General features: G+C 61.3%; 15 protein-coding genes. All 15 read left to right on the top strand.

Annotation, left to right across the window (positions count from 1 at the left end; genetic code table 11):
- Window positions 1–1,242: 1,242 nt before the first annotated feature.
- The 15 genes from IE038_RS18695 to trhP all read left to right on the top strand — a co-directional run bounded on the left by IE038_RS18695 (window position 1,243) and on the right by trhP (window position 19,905).
- A complete protein-coding gene (locus IE038_RS18695; RefSeq protein WP_065758541.1) occupies window positions 1,243–1,656 on the top strand; it encodes an NADH-quinone oxidoreductase subunit A in 414 nt (137 codons plus the stop codon).
- Window positions 1,657–1,666: 10 nt separating this feature from the next.
- On the top strand, window positions 1,667–2,344 hold the full coding sequence (locus IE038_RS18690) for an NADH-quinone oxidoreductase subunit B (protein ID WP_065758540.1): 678 nt from the start codon (window positions 1,667–1,669) through the stop codon (window positions 2,342–2,344).
- Between the two features lie 77 nt (window positions 2,345–2,421).
- The gene (gene nuoC, locus IE038_RS18685) at window positions 2,422–4,203 is read left to right on the top strand and encodes an NADH-quinone oxidoreductase subunit C/D (RefSeq protein ID WP_163932083.1); all 1,782 of its coding nucleotides are present in this window, start codon (window positions 2,422–2,424) and stop codon (window positions 4,201–4,203) included.
- A gap of 2 nt (window positions 4,204–4,205) precedes the next feature.
- Window positions 4,206–4,703 (top strand): NADH-quinone oxidoreductase subunit NuoE, encoded by a 498-nt coding sequence (nuoE, locus tag IE038_RS18680; protein WP_065758538.1) that lies wholly within the window; start codon window positions 4,206–4,208, stop codon window positions 4,701–4,703.
- A complete protein-coding gene (gene nuoF / locus IE038_RS18675; RefSeq protein ID WP_065758537.1) occupies window positions 4,700–6,055 on the top strand; it encodes an NADH-quinone oxidoreductase subunit NuoF in 1,356 nt (451 codons plus the stop codon). The genes nuoE and nuoF overlap by 4 nt, the downstream gene beginning before the upstream one ends.
- Window positions 6,056–6,187: 132 nt before the next feature.
- Window positions 6,188–8,902, top strand: coding sequence for an NADH-quinone oxidoreductase subunit NuoG (nuoG, locus tag IE038_RS18670; protein ID WP_189396088.1), 2,715 nt, complete (start codon window positions 6,188–6,190; stop codon window positions 8,900–8,902).
- On the top strand, window positions 8,899–9,906 hold the full coding sequence (nuoH, locus tag IE038_RS18665; protein ID WP_065758535.1) for an NADH-quinone oxidoreductase subunit NuoH: 1,008 nt from the start codon (window positions 8,899–8,901) through the stop codon (window positions 9,904–9,906). Before nuoG ends, nuoH begins: the two co-directional genes overlap by 4 nt.
- Before the next feature lie 11 nt (window positions 9,907–9,917).
- Window positions 9,918–10,463: an NADH-quinone oxidoreductase subunit NuoI gene (nuoI, locus tag IE038_RS18660; protein ID WP_065758534.1), complete on the top strand. Its 546-nt coding sequence runs from the start codon at window positions 9,918–9,920 to the stop codon at window positions 10,461–10,463.
- A 9-nt stretch (window positions 10,464–10,472) separates the two neighbouring features.
- Window positions 10,473–10,973, top strand: a complete 501-nt coding sequence (nuoJ, locus tag IE038_RS18655) for an NADH-quinone oxidoreductase subunit J (protein WP_065758533.1) — start codon at window positions 10,473–10,475, stop codon at window positions 10,971–10,973.
- 4 nt (window positions 10,974–10,977) lie between these two features.
- Window positions 10,978–11,286 (top strand): NADH-quinone oxidoreductase subunit NuoK, encoded by a 309-nt coding sequence (gene nuoK, locus IE038_RS18650; protein WP_028944232.1) that lies wholly within the window; start codon window positions 10,978–10,980, stop codon window positions 11,284–11,286.
- The gene (nuoL, locus tag IE038_RS18645; RefSeq protein ID WP_065758532.1) at window positions 11,283–13,136 is read left to right on the top strand and encodes an NADH-quinone oxidoreductase subunit L; all 1,854 of its coding nucleotides are present in this window, start codon (window positions 11,283–11,285) and stop codon (window positions 13,134–13,136) included. Before nuoK ends, nuoL begins: the two co-directional genes overlap by 4 nt.
- Window positions 13,137–13,175: 39 nt before the next feature.
- On the top strand, window positions 13,176–14,708 hold the full coding sequence (nuoM, locus tag IE038_RS18640; protein WP_189396087.1) for an NADH-quinone oxidoreductase subunit M: 1,533 nt from the start codon (window positions 13,176–13,178) through the stop codon (window positions 14,706–14,708).
- A gap of 7 nt (window positions 14,709–14,715) precedes the next feature.
- Entirely contained in the window at window positions 14,716–16,191 is a 1,476-nt protein-coding gene (gene nuoN / locus IE038_RS18635; protein WP_163932085.1) for an NADH-quinone oxidoreductase subunit NuoN, read from the top strand.
- 168 nt (window positions 16,192–16,359) lie between these two features.
- Window positions 16,360–18,462, top strand: a complete 2,103-nt coding sequence (locus IE038_RS18630) for a TonB-dependent receptor family protein (protein ID WP_163932088.1) — start codon at window positions 16,360–16,362, stop codon at window positions 18,460–18,462.
- A gap of 123 nt (window positions 18,463–18,585) precedes the next feature.
- Entirely contained in the window at window positions 18,586–19,905 is a 1,320-nt protein-coding gene (gene trhP / locus IE038_RS18625; protein WP_189396086.1) for a prephenate-dependent tRNA uridine(34) hydroxylase TrhP, read from the top strand.
- The last annotated feature ends 37 nt before the right edge of the window (window positions 19,906–19,942 follow it).

The raw sequence follows: 19,942 nt of genomic DNA, 5'->3' as shown, positions 1-19,942 counted from the left end.
ACGTGCGAGGCATCCCTGCCTCGCACCCCACTCCGCGATGGCTCCACTCAGCCTCCTGAAGGGACGTCCTGCGGCGCCTGACATTCCGTGTACTGAGAAGCAGATGCTCTCGGCTTCGCTTGTCCGGGAACGCGAGGGCTTTTCGGCGTTGCTTTTTCATGCGTTGAACTTGCAGGCGCTGCCAAATTGTCCCTTCAGGAGGTCGAACGCAGGCGGTGCGTAGCTGGGTGCCAGGCAGGGATGCCTGGCAAGGGCTGAGGGCCAGGAAGGCCCTTCAGCACGGTCCCGGCGGGAGCACTGCCGGAGTGAGAGGACCCGTAGCGCAGCGGAGGGCCGGATGTTGGGACGAGGGGTTTTGGTCACTTTTGCCCTCAAAAGTGACACGCCGTAAGGGCGGAACGGGGCATCAAACCCAACATCGCAAACGGATATGCCTGCCGTCATCAGGGGCGACGCATGTTTGTGGCAATTGGCACCCACCTCGTGAACATATCCATTCCCTGCAGCGGCACCAGCGGCTGGTTTCGCCTTTTACAGCGACCCACTTTTGATAGGGCGCAAAAGTGGGCAAAACGCCCTGTCCCGACATCCGGCCCTACGCTGCGCTTCGGGTGCCGTCTTTACGCCATCGCTCCCGTGTGGACGCGCCGACGGGCCATCCATGCCCCATCAGCACGTGCGAGGCATCCTTGCCTCGCACCCCACTAGGCGCACTGAGAAGCAGAGGCTCGCTGCTTCGCTTGGTAGCTGAGTGCCAGGCAGGGATGCCTGGTGAGGACCGAGGGCCAGGAAGGCCCGACATCGCGCGTGGCTATTGACTGTAACGCCACACCAACCCGCCAAAGCATTGATCCAAGGCGGCACAATCCGGGGGAAAAGCTGCTAAAAAGGTAAACGCAGGGAATTATGGCTGCCACACTATGCGCTGGAACTTTCCAGGCAACAGGAAGCGCTATTAAACAGCGGCCTTAAATGATATCAATTATCATTAACAATCTTGTCGTTCATTACACCAAGCAAGAAACATAATTAACAAAAGGTGAGGCAATGCCCAGCCTATGCGGCCTGCAGCGTGATACGAAAGATTTTTGTTCTTAATCTAACGAATTAATTTGCTGCAGAAATTTTACTTGCACCCGCTTTACCCATAAAATCAGCGCGATAGATCCCGCTGCGACATATCGTCACTGCTCTACTTCTTTCAAGCTCAGAGACCCAAGCGCTCTGTTAAGGATTTTCAGCATGCCCGATTCGACAGGACTCATCGCCCACAACTGGGGCTTTGCCATTTTCCTTTTGGGTGTCGTCGGCCTGTGCGCCTTCATGCTCGGTCTGTCCAGCCTGCTCGGCAGCAAGGCCTGGGGCCGCAGCAAGAACGAACCCTTTGAATCCGGCATGCTGCCTACCGGCAGCGCACGCCTGCGCCTCTCGGCAAAATTCTATCTGGTCGCGATGCTGTTCGTGATCTTCGATATCGAAGCCCTCTTTCTCTTTGCATGGTCTGTGTCTGTCCGCGAAAGCGGCTGGACCGGATTCGTCGAAGCACTCGTTTTCATAGCAATTCTGTTGGCAGGTCTTGTCTACCTTTGGCGAGTAGGGGCGCTCGATTGGGCTCCCGTAGGTCGTCGCAAGCGGCAAGCGAAGCTGAAACAATGAGGCTTTGGCAATGCAATACAATCTCACCAGAATCGATCCGGATGCGCCTAACGAGCAGTACCCAATCGGAGAACGGGAAACCGTCTCCGATTCGCTGCTAGAGGACCAGGTCCACAAGAACATCTTCATGGGCAAACTTGAAGATGTGCTCAGTGGTGCGGTGAACTGGGGGCGTAAAAACTCCCTGTGGCCTTATAACTTCGGCCTCTCCTGCTGCTACGTGGAAATGACCACGGCCTTCACGGCGCCCCACGACATCGCCCGCTTCGGCGCCGAAGTCATCCGGGCATCACCGCGTCAGGCCGACTTCATGGTCGTCGCTGGCACCTGCTTCATCAAAATGGCGCCGATCATTCAGCGCCTGTACGAGCAGATGCTCGAACCCAAGTGGGTCATCTCCATGGGTTCGTGCGCAAACTCTGGCGGCATGTACGACATTTACTCGGTCGTTCAGGGGGTCGACAAGTTCCTCCCCGTGGATGTCTACGTGCCTGGCTGCCCGCCTCGCCCTGAAGCATTCCTGCAAGGCCTGATGTTGTTGCAGGAGTCGATTGGCCAGGAGCGTCGCCCTCTTTCCTGGGTTGTCGGTGATCAAGGCGTATACCGCGCCGAGATGCCGTCGCAGAAAGAGCAGCGTCGTGAACAGCGCATCCAGGTCACCAACCTGCGCAGCCCCGACGAAGTCTGATCCAGCGACCTGCTGCCTGCTCTGCGGAACAGGCGGCCTGGCTTCATTCTCTACGTTGACCGAAAGCGACCGAGACCATGACAGCGGACACCGCTATTTACATCCCGCCTTACAAGGCTGACGACCAGGATGTGGTCGTCGAACTGAACAATCGTTTTGGCCCAGAGGCGTTCACCGCCCAGGAAACCCGCACCGGCATGCCTGTGCTGTGGGTGACCCGCGCCAAGCTGATCGAAGTACTGACGTTCCTGCGCAACCTGCCCAAACCGTATGTCATGCTGTATGACCTGCACGGTGTGGACGAGCGTCTGCGTACCCAGCGCCGTGGCTTGCCGGGCGCCGATTTCAGTGTGTTCTACCACCTGCTCTCGATCGAACGTAATAGTGACGTAATGATCAAGGTTGCCCTGTCTGAGAGCGACCTGAGCTTGCCAACCGTCACCGGTATCTGGCCAAACGCCAACTGGTACGAGCGTGAAGTCTGGGACATGTTCGGCATCGACTTTGCCGGCCACCCGCACCTGACCCGCATCATGATGCCGCCGACCTGGGAAGGTCACCCGCTGCGCAAGGACTTCCCTGCCCGCGCCACCGAGTTCGACCCGTACAGCCTGAACCTGGCCAAGCAGCAGCTTGAGGAAGAAGCCGCGCGCTTCAACCCTGAAGCCTGGGGCATGAAACGTTCCGGTGCGAACGAGGACTACATGTTCCTCAACCTGGGCCCGAACCACCCTTCGGCTCACGGTGCCTTCCGTATCGTCCTGCAACTGGACGGCGAAGAGATCGTCGACTGCGTTCCCGACATCGGTTACCACCACCGTGGTGCCGAGAAGATGGCCGAGCGTCAGTCCTGGCACAGCTTCATTCCTTACACCGACCGTATCGACTACCTCGGCGGCGTGATGAACAACCTGCCGTATGTACTGGCCGTCGAGAAGCTGGCCGGCATCAAGGTACCGCAGAAGGTCGACGTCATCCGCATCATGATGGCCGAGTTCTTCCGGATCACCAGCCACCTGCTGTTCCTGGGTACCTACATCCAGGACGTCGGCGCCATGACCCCGGTGTTCTTCACCTTCACCGACCGTCAGCGCGCCTACACCGTGATCGAAGCGATCACCGGCTTCCGCCTGCACCCGGCCTGGTACCGCATCGGCGGCGTCGCCCACGACCTGCCACGTGGCTGGGACCGTCTGGTCAAGGACTTCGTCGACTGGCTGCCCAAGCGCCTGGACGAGTACGAAAAAGCCGCCCTGCAGAACAGTATCCTGCGCGGTCGTACCATCGGCGTTGCCCAGTACAACACCAAGGAAGCCCTGGAGTGGGGTGTCACTGGTGCTGGCCTGCGTTCCACCGGCCTCGACTTCGACCTGCGTAAGGCCCGCCCTTACTCGGGCTACGAGAACTTCGAGTTCGAAGTGCCGCTGGCTCACAACGGCGATGCCTACGACCGTTGCATGGTCCGCGTTGAAGAGATGCGCCAGAGTATCCGCATCATCGACCAGTGCATGCGCAACATGCCGGAAGGCCCGTACAAGGCGGATCACCCGCTGACCACGCCGCCACCGAAAGAGCGCACCCTGCAGCACATCGAAACCCTGATCACGCACTTCCTGCAAGTTTCGTGGGGCCCGGTCATGCCGGCCAACGAATCCTTCCAGATGATCGAAGCGACCAAGGGTATCAACAGTTACTACCTGACGAGCGATGGCGGCACCATGAGCTACCGCACCCGGATTCGTACCCCGAGCTACCCGCACCTGCAGCAGATCCCTTCGGTGATCCGCGGCAGCATGGTCGCGGACCTCATTGCGTACCTGGGCAGTATCGACTTCGTTATGGCTGACGTGGACCGCTAAGCATGAATAGCACGCTTATCCAAACCGACCGTTTCGCCCTGAGCGAAACCGAGCGCTCGGCCATCGAGCACGAGATGCATCACTACGAGGACCCGCGCGCGGCGTCCATCGAAGCCCTGAAGATCGTTCAGAAAGAACGCGGCTGGGTGCCTGACGGTGCGGTCTACGCCATCGGCGAGATCCTGGGCATCCCGGCCAGCGATGTCGAAGGCGTCGCAACCTTCTACAGCCAGATCTTCCGTCAGCCTGTCGGCCGGCACATCATCCGTGTCTGCGACAGCATGGTCTGCTACATCGGTGGCCACGAGTCGGTCGTCAGCCAGATCCAGAGCGAACTGGGCATTGGCCTCGGCCAGACCACGCCAGACGGTCGCTTCACCTTGCTGCCAGTGTGCTGCCTGGGTAACTGCGACAAGGCCCCGGCGCTGATGATCGATGACGACACCTTCGGCGATGTACAGCCGGCCGGCGTCTCCAAACTGCTGGAGGGCTACGTATGACCCTTACCTCCTTCGGGCCTGCCAACCGCATCGCCCGCACCGCCGAAACCCACCCGCTGACCTGGCGTCTGCGCGATGACGGCCAGCCGGTGTGGCTCGACGAATACCAGGCCAAGGACGGCTACGCTGCCGCCCGCAAGGCACTGGGGCAAATGTCCCAGGACGACATCGTCCAGACCGTCAAGGACTCCGGCCTCAAGGGCCGTGGTGGTGCGGGCTTCCCGACTGGCGTCAAATGGGGCCTGATGCCCAAAGACGAATCCATGAACATCCGCTACCTGCTGTGCAACGCGGATGAAATGGAACCCAACACCTGGAAAGACCGCATGCTGATGGAGCAACTGCCCCATCTGCTGATCGAAGGCATGCTGATCAGCGCCCGTGCGCTGAAAGCCTACCGTGGCTACATCTTCCTGCGTGGCGAATACGTCACTGCTGCCGCGCACCTGAACCGTGCGGTCGAAGAAGCCAAGGCTGCCGGCCTGCTGGGCAAGAACATCCTCGGCAGCGGCTTTGACTTCGAGCTGTTCGTCCACACCGGTGCCGGTCGTTACATCTGCGGTGAAGAAACCGCACTGATCAACTCCCTCGAAGGCCGCCGCGCCAACCCACGCTCCAAGCCGCCCTTCCCTGCCGCCGTTGGCGTCTGGGGCAAGCCGACCTGCGTGAACAACGTCGAGACACTGTGCAACGTGCCGGCGATCGTCGGCAACGGCATCGACTGGTACAAGTCGCTGGCCCGCGAAGGCAGTGAAGACCACGGTACCAAGCTGATGGGCTTCTCCGGCAAGGTGAAGAACCCTGGCCTGTGGGAACTGCCATTCGGCGTCAGCGCTCGCGAACTGTTCGAAGACTATGCCGGTGGCATGCGCGACGGCTTCAAGCTCAAGTGCTGGCAACCTGGTGGTGCCGGTACCGGTTTCCTGCTGCCTGAGCACCTGGACGCACAAATGTACGCCGGTGGCATTGCCAAGGTTGGCACCCGTATGGGTACTGGCCTGGCCATGGCCGTGGACGACAGCGTCAACATGGTCTCGCTGCTGCGCAACATGGAAGAGTTCTTTGCCCGTGAATCCTGTGGTTTCTGCACCCCGTGCCGCGACGGCCTGCCATGGAGCGTCAAGCTCCTGCGCGCCCTCGAGAAAGGCCAGGGCCAGCAGGGCGACATCGAGACCCTGCTGGGTCTGGTCGGTTTCCTCGGCCCAGGCAAGACCTTCTGTGCGCACGCACCGGGTGCCGTGGAGCCATTGGGCAGCGCGATCAAATATTTCCGCCCGGAATTCGAGGCTGGCATTGCTGCGAACGCAGGCGTGCGCCCGGACCTGGCGAAGCCGATCGTCGTCGGCGCATAACGAATAGAACGCGGGTGGTCCGTGCCACCCGCTGCTTGCACTGCTCGCCCGGGTCCGCCTGTCGCGGGCTGCAAGCACACAGTTTTCCATTAGCCACGCCCGCAGACGCGGGCCAACGAAGAACTTTGAACCATGGCCACTATCCACGTAGACGGCAAAGAGCTCGAAGTCAACGGCGCAGACAACCTGTTACAGGCCTGTCTGTCGCTCGGCCTCGACATTCCTTATTTCTGCTGGCACCCGGCGCTCGGTAGCGTCGGTGCTTGCCGCCAGTGCGCGGTCAAGCAGTACACCGACGAGAACGACAAGCGTGGTCGTATCGTCATGTCCTGCATGACCCCGGCCACCGATGGCAGCTGGATCTCCATTGACGACGAAGAAGCCAAGGTGTTCCGCGCCAGCGTCGTCGAATGGCTGATGACCAACCACCCACACGACTGCCCGGTCTGTGAGGAAGGCGGTCACTGCCACCTACAAGACATGACGGTGATGACCGGCCACAACGAGCGCCGCTACCGTTTTACCAAGCGTACCCACCAGAACCAGGAACTCGGCCCGTTCATCGCTCACGAGATGAACCGCTGCATCGCCTGCTACCGTTGCGTGCGTTACTACAAGGACTACGCTGGCGGTACTGACCTGGGCGTTTTCGGTGCCCACGACAACGTCTATTTCGGTCGCGTCGAAGACGGTGCGCTGGAAAGCGAATTCTCCGGCAACCTGACCGAGGTCTGCCCGACCGGCGTGTTCACCGACAAGACGCACTCCGAGCGCTACAACCGCAAGTGGGACATGCAGTTCGCCCCGAGCATCTGCCATGGCTGCTCCAGCGGTTGCAACATCAGCCCGGGCGAGCGTTATGGCGAACTGCGTCGTATCGAGAACCGCTTCAACGGCTCCGTCAACCAGTACTTCCTGTGCGACCGTGGTCGTTTCGGCTATGGCTACGTCAACCGTGAAGACCGCCCTCGCCAGCCGCTGCTCGCCAATGGCCAGAAACTGAGCCTGGACGCCGCCCTGGATAAAGCCGCCGATATGCTGCGTGGTCGCAACATCGTCGGTATCGGTTCGCCACGCGCCAGCCTGGAAAGCAACTACGGCCTGCGCGAGCTGGTCGGTGCCGAGCACTTCTACTCGGGTATGGAAGCGGCTGAACTGGAAAACGTTCGCCTGGTCCTGCAAGTGTTGAACGACAGCCCGCTGCCGGTGCCAACCCTGCGCGAGATGGAAGATCACGACGCCGTGTTCGTCCTCGGTGAAGACCTGACCCAAACCGCTGCCCGCGTTGCCCTGGCCCTGCGCCAGTCGGTCAAGGGCAAGGCCGAGGCCATGGCCGACGCCATGCGTGTTCAGCCTTGGCTCGACGCTGCGGTGAAGAACATCGGCCAGCACGCCATGTACCCGCTGTTCATCGCCAGCCTAGCCGAAACCAAGCTCGATGACGTCGCCGAAGAATGCGTACACGCCTCCCCGGATGACCTGGCTCGCCTCGGTTTCGCTGTCGCCCACGCCATCGACCCAAGCGCCCCTGCCGTTGAAGGCCTGGACGCCGAAGCCCTGGCCCTGGCCAAGCGCATTGCCGATGCCCTGGTCGCTGCCAACCGCCCACTGGTCGTTGCTGGTACTTCGCTGGGCTCCAAGGCCCTGATCGAAGCCGCCGCCAACATCGCCAAGGCCCTGAAGCTGCGCGAGAAGAATGGCTCCCTGAGCCTGGTCGTCCCCGAAGCCAACAGCCTGGGGCTCGCCATGCTCGGCGGTGACTCGGCCGATGCCGCGCTGGACGCCGTGATTGCCGGTAAAGCCGACGCCATCGTCGTACTGGAAAACGACCTGTACAGCCGCCTGCCAGCGGCCAAGGTCGATGCTGCACTGGCGGCCGCCAAGGTTGTCATCGTGGCGGACCACCAGAAGACCCCGACCACTGACCGCGCCCACCTGGTGCTGCCTGCTGCGACCTTCGCTGAAGGCGACGGGACCCTGGTCAGCCTCGAAGGCCGCGCCCAGCGTTTCTTCCAGGTGTTCGATCCGACCTACATGGACGCCTCGATCCTGGTTCACGAAGGCTGGCGCTGGATGCACGCCCTGCGCTCGACCCTGCTGAACAAGCCGGTGGACTGGACCCAACTGGACCATGTCACCAGCGCCTGCGCAACAGCGGCACCGCAACTGGCCGGCATCGTCAATGCGGCACCGTCGGCGGCATTCCGTATCAAAGGCCTGAAACTGGCCCGCGAGCCGCTGCGCTACTCCGGTCGTACCGCCATGCGCGCCAACATCAGCGTACATGAGCCGCGTACCCCACAAGACCAGGACACCGCATTCGCCTTCTCCATGGAAGGTTATTCGGGTTCGGTTGAACCGCGTCAGCAAGTGCCGTTTGCCTGGTCTCCGGGCTGGAACTCGCCTCAAGCCTGGAACAAGTTCCAGGACGAAGTCGGTGGTCACCTGCGCGCTGGCGACCCGGGCACCCGCCTGATCGAAAGCCAGGGCGACAAGCTGAACTGGTTCGCCAGCATTCCAGGCGCATTCGCACCAGCGCGTGGTACCTGGCAGGCCGTACCGTTCTACCACCTGTTCGGCAGTGAAGAGAACTCTTCGCGCGCAGCACCGGTGCAAGAGCGTATCCCGCAAGCCTACGTCGCACTGGCCAAGTCCGAAGCCGACCGCCTGGGTGTCAACGACGGCGCCATGCTCAGCCTGAACGTCGCCGGCCAGACCCTGCGTCTGCCGCTGCGTATCAATGAGGAACTGGGCGCTGGCCTGGTTGCCCTGCCGAAAGGCCTGGCCGGTATCCCGCCAGCCATCTTCGGTCACACCGTCGAAGGCCTGCAGGAGGCAGCACAATGACCTGGTTCACCCCTGAAGTGATCGATGTGATCATCACCGTCGTCAAGGCCATCGTGGTCTTGCTGGCCGTGGTGGTCTGCGGCGCGCTGCTCAGCTTCGTCGAGCGGCGCCTGCTGGGTTGGTGGCAGGACCGTTACGGTCCGAACCGCGTCGGCCCATTCGGCATGTTCCAGATTGCTGCCGACATGCTGAAGATGTTCTTCAAGGAGGACTGGAACCCACCCTTCGTCGACAAGGTGATCTTCACCCTGGCGCCGGTCGTGGCCATGAGTGCTCTGCTGATTGCCTTCGCGATCATCCCGATCACCCCGACCTGGGGTGTCGCGGACCTGAACATCGGCCTGCTGTTCTTCTTCGCCATGGCCGGTCTGTCGGTCTACGCCGTACTGTTCGCCGGTTGGTCGTCGAACAACAAGTACGCGCTGCTCGGCAGCCTGCGGGCTTCGGCCCAGACCGTTTCGTACGAAGTGTTCATGGGCCTGGCGCTGATGGGCATCGTGGCGCAGGTTGGTTCGTTCAACATGCGCGACATCGTCGACTACCAGGCACAGAACCTGTGGTTCATCATTCCGCAGTTCTTTGGCTTCTGCACCTTCTTCATCGCTGGCGTTGCCGTGACTCACCGTCACCCCTTCGACCAACCGGAAGCGGAACAGGAACTGGCCGACGGTTACCACATTGAATATGCCGGTATGAAATGGGGCATGTTCTTCGTCGGTGAGTACATCGGCATCATCCTGATCTCGGCGCTGCTGGTAACGCTGTTCTTCGGTGGCTGGCACGGCCCGTTCGGCATCCTGCCGCAACTGCCGTTCCTCTGGTTTGCCCTGAAGACCGCGTTCTTCATCATGCTGTTCATCCTGCTGCGCGCCTCGATTCCGCGCCCGCGCTATGACCAGGTGATGGACTTCAGCTGGAAGTTCTGCCTGCCGCTGACCCTGATCAACCTGCTGGTGACCGCCGCGCTCGTGTTGTTGAACACGCCGGCCGGCGCGGTTCAGTGAGGATATAGAGCATGAAGTACATTTTTGACATCATCAAAGGCACCTACACCCAGCTGCGCAGCCTGGTGATGGTGTTCTCCCACGGGTTCCGCAAACGCGACACCCTGCAATACCCGGAAGAGCCGGTCTACCTGCCACCACGCTACCGTGGTCGCATCGTCCTGACCCGCGATCCCGATGGCGAAGAGCGCTGTGTAGCGTGCAACCTGTGTGCCGTGGCCTGCCCGGTCGGTTGCATCTCGCTGCAGAAGGCCGAAACCGACGACGGTCGCTGGTACCCCGAGTTCTTCCGCATCAACTTCTCGCGCTGCATTTTCTGCGGCCTCTGCGAGGAAGCCTGCCCGACCACCGCGATCCAGCTGACGCCGGATTTCGAAATGGCCGAGTTCAAACGTCAGGATCTGGTGTACGAGAAAGAAGATCTGCTGATCTCCGGTCCCGGCAAGAACCCTGATTACAACTTCTACCGTGTTGCAGGTATGGCAGTTGCCGGCAAGCCGAAAGGCGCTGCGCAGAACGAAGCCGAGCCGATCAACGTGAAGAGCTTGCTCCCTTAAGGAAGAAAGATGGAATTCGCTTTCTATTTCGCATCCGGTGTCGCTGTGGTGTCCACCCTTCGGGTGATCACCAACACCAACCCGGTACACGCCCTGCTCTACCTGATCATTTCCCTGATCTCGGTGGCGATGACGTTCTTCGCCCTCGGCGCGCCGTTTGCCGGCGTACTGGAAGTGATCGCCTACGCTGGCGCCATCATGGTGCTGTTCGTCTTCGTGGTGATGATGCTCAACCTGGGGCCGGCTTCGGTTCGCCAGGAGCGCGACTGGCTCAAGCCCGGTATCTGGGCGGGGCCGGTGTTCCTCGGCGCCCTGCTGCTGCTGGAACTGCTCTATGTGCTGTTCGGCAATCAAAGCGGTGTCGGCATCGGCCACACCACTGTCGATGCCAAGGCCGTTGGCATCAGCCTGTTCGGCCCTTACCTGCTGGTGGTGGAACTGGCCTCGATGCTGCTGCTCGCCGCAGCGGTAACGGCATTCCATCTCGGCCGCAACGAGGCGAAGGAGTAACGACATGCCTGCAATTCCTCTCGAACATGGCCTGGCCGTCGCCGGCATCCTGTTCTGCCTCGGTCTGGTCGGGCTGATGGTGCGCCGCAACATTCTTTTCGTGCTGATGAGCCTGGAAATCATGATGAACGCCTCGGCACTGGCGTTCATTGTCGCGGGCAGCCGTTGGGCGCAGCCGGATGGACAGATCATGTTCATCCTGGTGATCAGCCTGGCAGCCGCCGAGGCCAGTATTGGCCTGGCGATCCTGTTGCAGCTGTATCGCCGCTTCCACACTCTCGATATCGATGCAGCCAGTGAGATGCGCGGATGAACCTTCTCTTTCTGACTTTCGTATTTCCCCTGATCGGCTTCCTGCTGCTGTCGTTCTCGCGCGGACGGTTCTCGGAGAACCTCTCGGCGCTGATCGGCGTTGGCTCGGTAGGCCTCTCGGCCATCGTCGCGGCCTACGTGATCTGGCAGTTCAACGTTGCACCGCCTGCAGGCGGCGCGTACAGCCAGCTGCTGTGGCAGTGGATGTCGGTAGACGGCTTCGCACCCAACTTCACCCTGTACCTGGATGGCCTGTCGGTCACCATGCTGGGTGTGGTGGTCGGCGTCGGCTTCCTGATCCACCTGTTTGCCTCCTGGTACATGCGCGGTGAAGCGGGCTACTCGCGCTTCTTCGCCTACACCAACCTGTTCATTGCCAGCATGTTGTTCCTGATCCTGGGCGACAACCTGCTGTTCATCTACTTCGGTTGGGAAGGCGTGGGCCTGTGCTCCTACCTGTTGATCGGTTTCTACTACAGCAACCGCAACAACGGTAACGCAGCACTCAAAGCCTTCATCGTGACCCGTATCGGCGACGTGTTCATGGCCATCGGCCTGTTCATCCTGTTCCAGCAACTGGGCACCCTGAACGTCCAGGAACTGCTGGTGCGCGCACCGGAGCACTTCAAGGCCGGTGACTTCTGGATCGTCATGGCCACCCTGATGCTGCTGGGCGGTGCGGTTGGTAAATCCGCCCAACTGCCACTGCAGACCTGGCTGGCTGACGCGATGGCGGGCCCAACCCCGGTTTCGGCACTGATCCACGCTGCAACCATGGTGACCGCCGGTGTCTACCTGATCGCCCGTACCCACGGCCTGTTCGCCCTTGCGCCGGACGTGCTGCACCTGGTCGGCGTGGTCGGCGGTGTCACCCTGGTACTGGCCGGTTTCGCCGCGCTGGTTCAAACCGACATCAAGCGTATCCTCGCCTACTCGACCATGAGCCAGATCGGCTACATGTTCCTGGCGCTGGGCGTTGGTGCCTGGGAAGGCGCGATCTTCCACCTGATGACCCACGCCTTCTTCAAGGCCCTGCTGTTCCTTGCCTCCGGTGCCGTCATCGTTGCCTGCCACCACGAGCAGAACATCTTCAAGATGGGTGGCCTGTGGAAGAAACTGCCGCTGGCCTACGCCAGCTTCATCGTCGGTGGTGCCGCCCTGGCAGCCCTGCCGCTGCTGACCGCCGGTTTCTACTCCAAGGACGAAATCCTCTGGGAAGCCTTCGCCAGCGGTAACAACGGTCTGCTGTACGCCGGCCTGGTCGGTGCCTTCATGACCTCGCTGTACACCTTCCGCCTGATCTTCATCGCCTTCCACGGCGAAGCCAAGACCGAAGCCCATGCTGGCCACGGTATTTCCCACTGGCTGCCGCTGGGCGTGCTGATCGTACTGTCCACCTTCGTCGGTGCCTGGATTCATCCACCACTGGCCGGTGTACTGCCGCAGAGCGCCGGCCATGCCGGTGGCGAAGCCAAGCACAGCCTGGAAATCGCTTCGGGCGCCATTGCCATCGCCGGCATCCTTCTGGCAGCCGTGCTGTTCCTGGGCAAACGCCGCCTGGTGACAGCTATCGCCAACAGCGGCATCGGTCGCGTGTTGTCGGCCTGGTGGTTCGCTGCCTGGGGCTTCGACTGGATCTACGACAAGCTGTTCGTCAAACCTTACCTGCTGATCAGCCATGTGCTGCGCAAGGACCCGGTTGACCGCAGCATTGGTCTGGTGCCGCGTCTGGCACGTGGTGGCCACGCTGCCATGAGCCGTACCGAAACCGGTCAGCTGCGCTGGTACACCGCCTCGATCGCCGCAGGTGCCGTGATTGTTCTCGGCGCTGTGTTGTTGGCTGCGGTCTGATATGAACCTTGCGACTTTGCGAAAGGAATTGAGCCCGTCATGATTTTGCCTTGGCTGATCCTGATCCCCTTCATCGGCGGCCTGCTGTGCTGGCTGGGTGAGCGCTTCGGCGCCACCCTGCCACGCTGGATTGCGCTGCTGACCATGTCCCTGTTGCTCGGTATCGGCCTCTGGCTGTGGGCCCACGGTGACTACACGCTCGCCCCGGCACCGGGTGCCGAGCCTGCCTGGACTGTCGAATACAAAGTGCTCTGGATCGAGCGCTTCGGCATCAGCCTGCACCTGGGCCTGGACGGCCTGTCGCTGCTGATGATCTTGCTCACCGGCCTGCTCGGTGTGCTGTCGGTCCTCTGCTCGTGGAAAGAGATCCAGCGCCACGTCGGCTTCTTCCACCTCAACCTGATGTGGATCCTGGGCGGCGTGGTCGGGGTGTTCCTGGCCCTGGACCTGTTCCTGTTCTTCTTCTTCTGGGAAATGATGCTGGTGCCGATGTATTTCCTCATCGCGCTCTGGGGTCACAGCTCGGCGGACGGCAAGAAGACCCGGATCTACGCAGCAACCAAGTTCTTCATCTACACCCAGGCCAGCGGCCTGATCATGTTGGTGGCGATCCTGGGCCTGGTACTGGTGAACTACAACACCACCGGCGTACTGACCTTCGACTACAGCACACTGCTCAAGGCCGAACTGCCAGCCGGTACCGAGTACCTGCTGATGCTGGGCTTCTTCATCGCCTTCGCGGTGAAACTGCCGGTTGTACCGTTCCACTCCTGGCTGCCTGACGCTCACGCCCAGGCACCTACCGCTGGTTCCGTGGACCTGGCGGGTATCTTGCTGAAAACCGCTGCCTACGGCCTGCTGCGTTTCGCCCTGCCGCTGTTCCCGAATGCCTCGGCGGAATTCGCGCCGATCGCCATGACCCTGGGTCTGATCGGGATTTTCTACGGTGCGTTCCTGGCCTTCGCACAGACCGACATCAAGCGCTTGATCGCGTTCTCCAGCGTCTCGCACATGGGCTTCGTGCTGATCGGTATCTACTCCGGCAGCCAGCAAGCCCTGCAAGGCGCGGTGATCCAGATGCTCGCACACGGTCTGTCGGCTGCGGCACTCTTTATCCTGAGTGGCCAACTGTACGAACGCCTGCACACCCGTGACATGCGTCAGATGGGCGGCCTGTGGCACCGTATCGCTTACCTGCCAGCCATCAGCCTGTTCTTCGCCGCCGCATCGCTGGGCCTGCCAGGTACCGGTAACTTCGTCGGTGAGTTCCTGATCCTGATCGGCAGCTTCGTCAGCTCGCCATGGGTGACTGTGATCGCGACCAGCGGCCTGGTCTTCGGTTCGGTCTACTCGCTGATCATGATTCACCGTGCCTACTTCGGCCCGGCGAAATCCGATGAAGTCCTCGCCGGCATGGACACTCGCGAAATGATCATGGTGCTGGGCCTGGCTGGCCTGCTGATCCTGCTGGGCGTTTACCCGCAGCCGTTCCTCGACACCTCTGCCGCAACCATGAGTGGTGTGCAGCATTGGCTCGGCACCGCTTTCACTCAACTCGCTTCGGCCCGGTAAGAGCGCTATGGACCTGACGATTCAACACTTTATCGCGCTTGCGCCGCTGCTGATTACCAGTATCACCACTGTTGTGGTGATGCTGGCCATCGCCTGGCGCCGCAATCACTCGCAAACCTTCCTGCTGTCGACCGTAGGCCTGAACCTGGCCCTGCTGTCGATTATTCCGACCTTGAAAGTGACGCCCCTGGCGGTCACCCCGCTGCTGACCATCGACAACTTCGCCTGCCTGTACATGGCGCTGATCCTGGTCGCCACCCTGGCTTGCGTAACCCTCGCCCACGCCTACCTGGGTGAAGGCAAAAGCGGCAAAGGCTACCCAGGCAACCGTGAAGAACTGTACCTGCTGATCCTGATGGCTGCCCTTGGTGGCCTGGTACTGGTCTGTGCACAGCACCTGGCTGGCCTGTTCATCGGCCTGGAGCTGCTCTCGGTACCGGTCTATGGCCTGGTGGCTTACGCGTTCTTCAACAAGCGTTCGCTGGAAGGCGGCATCAAGTACATGGTGCTGTCGGCCGCAGGCTCTGCCTTCCTGCTGTTCGGTATGGCACTGCTCTACGCTGACGCTGGCAGCCTGACCTTCAGCGGTATTGGCAAGGCACTGGCAGCCACTGGCATGCCAAGCCTGCTGGCCCAACTGGGCCTGGGCATGATGCTGGTTGGCCTGGCATTCAAACTGTCGCTGGTACCGTTCCACCTGTGGACCCCGGACGTTTACGAAGGTGCACCAGCACCGGTCGCAGCGTTCCTGGCCACCGCCAGCAAGGTTGCAGTATTCGCCGTCGTCGTACGCCTGTTCCTGATCTCGCCGGCTGCCAGCAGCGGTGTGCTAACCACCGTACTGTCGGTCATCGCGGTCGCCTCGATCCTGATCGGTAACCTGTTGGCGCTGACCCAGAGCAACCTCAAGCGTCTGCTCGGTTACTCGTCCATCGCCCACTTCGGTTACCTGCTGATTGCCCTGGTGGCCAGCAAGGGCCTGGCGATGGAGGCCATCGGCGTGTACCTGGTCACCTACGTGATCACCAGCCTCGGTGCCTTCGGTGTCATCACCCTGATGTCGTCGCCGTACAACGGCCGCGACGCTGACGCCCTGTACGAGTACCGCGGCCTGTTCTGGCGCCGTCCGTACCTGACCGCCGTACTGACCGTAATGATGCTGTCGCTCGCCGGTATCCCGCTGACCGCAGGCTTCATCGGCAAGTTCTACATCATTGCAACCGGTGTCGAATCGCAACTGTGGTGGCTGGTTGGCGCCTTGGTACTGGGCAGCGCCATCGGCGTGTTCTACTACCTGCGCGTCATGGTTACCCTGTACCTGATCGAGCCAAACCTGCGTCGCCACGATGCTCCGCTGAACTGGGAACAGCGTACTGGCGGCGTCATGCTGCTGGCCATCGCGATCCTGGCCTTCGTGCTGGGCGTGTACCCGCAACCGCTGCTGGACATGGTCCAACACGCCGGGTTTCAACTGATCGGTTGATCGCCCAGGTAACAATTGCTTCGGTAACAACAGACACCCCGCCTCGGCGGGGTGTTTTGTTTTCCGGATACCCATCGCCGACAAAGCCAACCTGTGCAGCTTCTCGACTGTGCTTCGTCTGGTAGTTGCGGCGTCAGATAGCCGCCTCATAACCTGGAATTCTTGATAATGCGATCCGCCCTCCCACGCTCTCCACTGGCACTGCTGTTCGTCTGCGCCACCACCGTCCAGGCCGACGACGCTGTCGAACTGGGTCAGGTGCTGATTCAGGAACAGGAACAGAGCGAACTGGCGTCGGCCAAAGAGCGCCTGCAGCGGGTGCCGGGCGGGACCAATCTGGTAGACATGCAGCAGGTCGAGCAAGGCCGGGTTGCCAGCAACCAGGATGTGCTGGCCTACCAGCCCGGCGTATTTGCACAGTCCGCCGGTAATGATGGGATCAAATTATCGATTCGTGGTTCGGGCATCAACCGGGCACCGGGCAGCCACGGCTCCGGGGTGTATACCCTGTTCGACGGCCTGCCACTGACTGGCCCCGGTGGTACGCCCTACGAACTGTTCGAACCGCTGTGGCTGAGCCGCGCCGAAGTGCTGCGCGGCGCCAATGGCTTCGACAAGGGCGCGCTGGCATTGGGCGGGGCCATCGACTACATCACCCACACAGGGTATGACGCAGCGCCCCTGCAAGTTCGTTATGAAGCCGGCAGCCGCGGCTACATGAAGCGCCAGATCAGTTCCGGCCAGGTGCTGGGCGACCTGGATTACTACGTGGCGGCGACCGACTCGGCATACGACGGTTATCAGGATCACAGCAGCGGCAGCAGCAAAGGCATCGCCGCCAATGTCGGCTACCGCTTCAACCCGAACCTGGAAACCCGCTTCTACCTGCGTTATCGGGAAACCGAGAACGACCTGGCCGGGCGCCTGACCAAAGCACAGATCAAGCATGATCCACGGGCTGCGAACCCAACCTACCTCTCCCGTGACGCCAGCCGCCCACAGCCGGGCAGCACCTGGCTGGCGAACAAGACCACCTTCTTTCTGGATGACGATTCACGCCTGGAGGCCGGGTTGGTGTATCACGACTACCCGATGGACCTGCGTGAAGGCCTGAACCGCCTGAAAGTGGCCTACACCGATGTCAGTGGTACGTTGAACTACTTCCGTCGAGACACCCTGTTCGACCGCGAGAGCAACACTTCGATCGGCTGGCGTTCGACCAAGCATCTGCCCAATAGCGGCGCATCCGAGTATGTGCGCGTCCAGCAGAGTCAGAATGTCGGCATCCCGATTGGTACCAAAACCCGCGACTTCAGCTATCAGGGTTCTGACAACGTATTGCACGCCAGCAACGAGTTGGAGCTGATGCCAGACCTGTGGCTGACCACCGGCCTGGCGCTGATCTACACCCGCCGGGAAAGTGATGTCAGCTACCCTGCCGATGGCGGCAAGGTCAGCCAGCATGACTGGGACTACGCCCCACGCATCGGCCTGCGTTACGCCTTCAACCCGCAACTGGAGGTCTACGGCAACCTCAGCCGCTCGGTCGAGCCGCCACACCCGTGGGCGTTGATCTGGAGTGCCAGCGAACGCTTCGCCAGCGGCCCGGCCGCCAAACTTCAGAAAACCCCCGTCGAACTGCAAAATCAGACCGCTACCACCCTTGAACTTGGCGCCCGTGGCGACTCGGCAGTGGGTCGTTGGGACCTGGCCTGGTACTACGCCGCAGTACGCCATGAGTTGCTGGCCGTAGAAACCGTGCCTGGCAATCCGGCTACCGAAATCAACGCCAGCCCTACAATCCACCAGGGCATCGAAGCCGGCCTCAATAGCCTGCTCTGGGAACGTGCTGCCGTCGGCAAGGTGTCGTTGCGTCAAGCCTACACCTTCAGCGATTTCCACTACCGGGATGACGACGTCTTCGGTGACAACCGCTTGCCCGGCATCCCGATGCATTACTACCAGGCCGAGGTGCGCTTCGATCACCCGACGGGCTTCTATGCCGGGCTCAATACGCAGATGGCGTCCAAGGTACAGGTTGACTACGCCAACTCTTACCCAACCGATGCCTATGCACTGCTCGGGGCGACATTCGGCTTCAACGCGCCGAAAAACGACTGGCAAACCTGGCTGGACCTGCGCAACCTGACCAACAAACGGTACGCCGCCACCGTGACGCCAGGCTACAACGACCAAGGTAAGGACATCGCCCGCTCCACACCCGGCGAGGGTTTCGGGGCCTATGTTGGCGTGTCCTACAGCCTGCGCTGAAACAGTGCCAACGGCGAGGCCACCGAATACGTGGCCCCGCACCATGGCATTGCTATAGATCAATAAACGCGGCAGCGCAGTGAGGTAGCCTCTGCGCCTTTTTCAGCTGCGACCCGATCTCCCATGACCAGCCTCGCCAAACCCGAATTACTTGCCCCTGCCGGCACCCTCAAGAACATGCGCTATGCCTTCGCCTATGGCGCCGACGCGGTCTATGCCGGGCAACCGCGCTATAGCCTGCGGGTACGCAACAACGAATTCGACCATGAGAATCTGGCCATCGGCATCAAGGAAGCCCAGGCCCAGGGCAAGCAGTTCTATGTGGTGGTCAACATCGCACCGCATAACGCCAAGCTGAAGACCTTCCTCAAGGACCTGGAGCCGGTGATCGCCATGGGCCCGGATGCACTGATCATGTCCGATCCGGGCCTGATCATGCTGGTTCGTCGGCATTTTCCGGAAATGCCGATTCATCTTTCCGTACAGGCCAACACGGTGAACTGGGCCAGCGTGGAGTTCTGGCGCGGGTTGGGCCTGACCCGGGTGATCCTGTCCCGCGAGTTGTCACTGGAGGAGATCGAGGAAATTCGTCACCAGGTTCCCGAAATGGAACTGGAGGTGTTCGTTCACGGCGCACTGTGCATGGCGTATTCCGGCCGCTGCCTGTTGTCCGGGTACCTGAACAAGCGTGACGCCAACCAGGGCTCATGCACCAATGCCTGCCGCTGGAAGTACAGCGCCACCCCGGCCACGGAAAATGTTACTGGCGAGATCGTCCGCGAAGTCGAACCGACGCTGGGCCTGGGTGCGCCCACTGATGAAGTCTTCCTGCTGGAAGAAAGCAACCGTCCTGGCGAGGAAATGCCGGCATTCGAGGACGAGCACGGCACCTACATCATGAACGCCAAGGACCTGCGCGCGGTACAGCACGTCGGGCGCTTGACCAACATGGGCGTCCATTCGCTGAAGATCGAGGGCCGTACCAAGTCGCACTTCTACTGCGCCCGCACCACTCAGGCCTACCGCCAGGCAATCGACGACGCTGTGGCAGGTCGCGAATTCGACCGCTCGCTGATGCTCAATCTGGAGTCACTGGCGCAACGGGGTTACACCGAGGGTTTTCTGCGCCGCCACGTGCATGACGAGTACCAGAACTACCAACGTGGAAACTCGCTGTCTGAACGCCAGCAGTTCGTTGGCGAACTGACCGGCGAGCGGGTCGATGGGCTGGCCGAGGTACAGGTGAAAAACCGCTTTGGCCTTGGCGATCACCTTGAGCTGATGACGCCACGTGGCAACTACCACTTCGACCTGCATCAATTGCGCAATCGCCAGGGCCAACCCATTGAGGTTGCCCCTGGCGACGGCCATACCGTCTACCTGCCGATTCCCGAGCAGGTGAACCTGGAGTATGGCCTCCTGCTGCGTGACCTGACCCTGTAACGGCCGGTGGCGGCCAGCTTCACTGCTGGCCGCCCTG

This window comes from Pseudomonas laurentiana (assembly GCF_014648275.1).
GTDB classification, from domain to species: Bacteria; Pseudomonadota; Gammaproteobacteria; order Pseudomonadales; family Pseudomonadaceae; genus Aquipseudomonas; species Aquipseudomonas laurentiana.
This window is presented reverse-complemented; position numbering and strand designations above follow the sequence as displayed.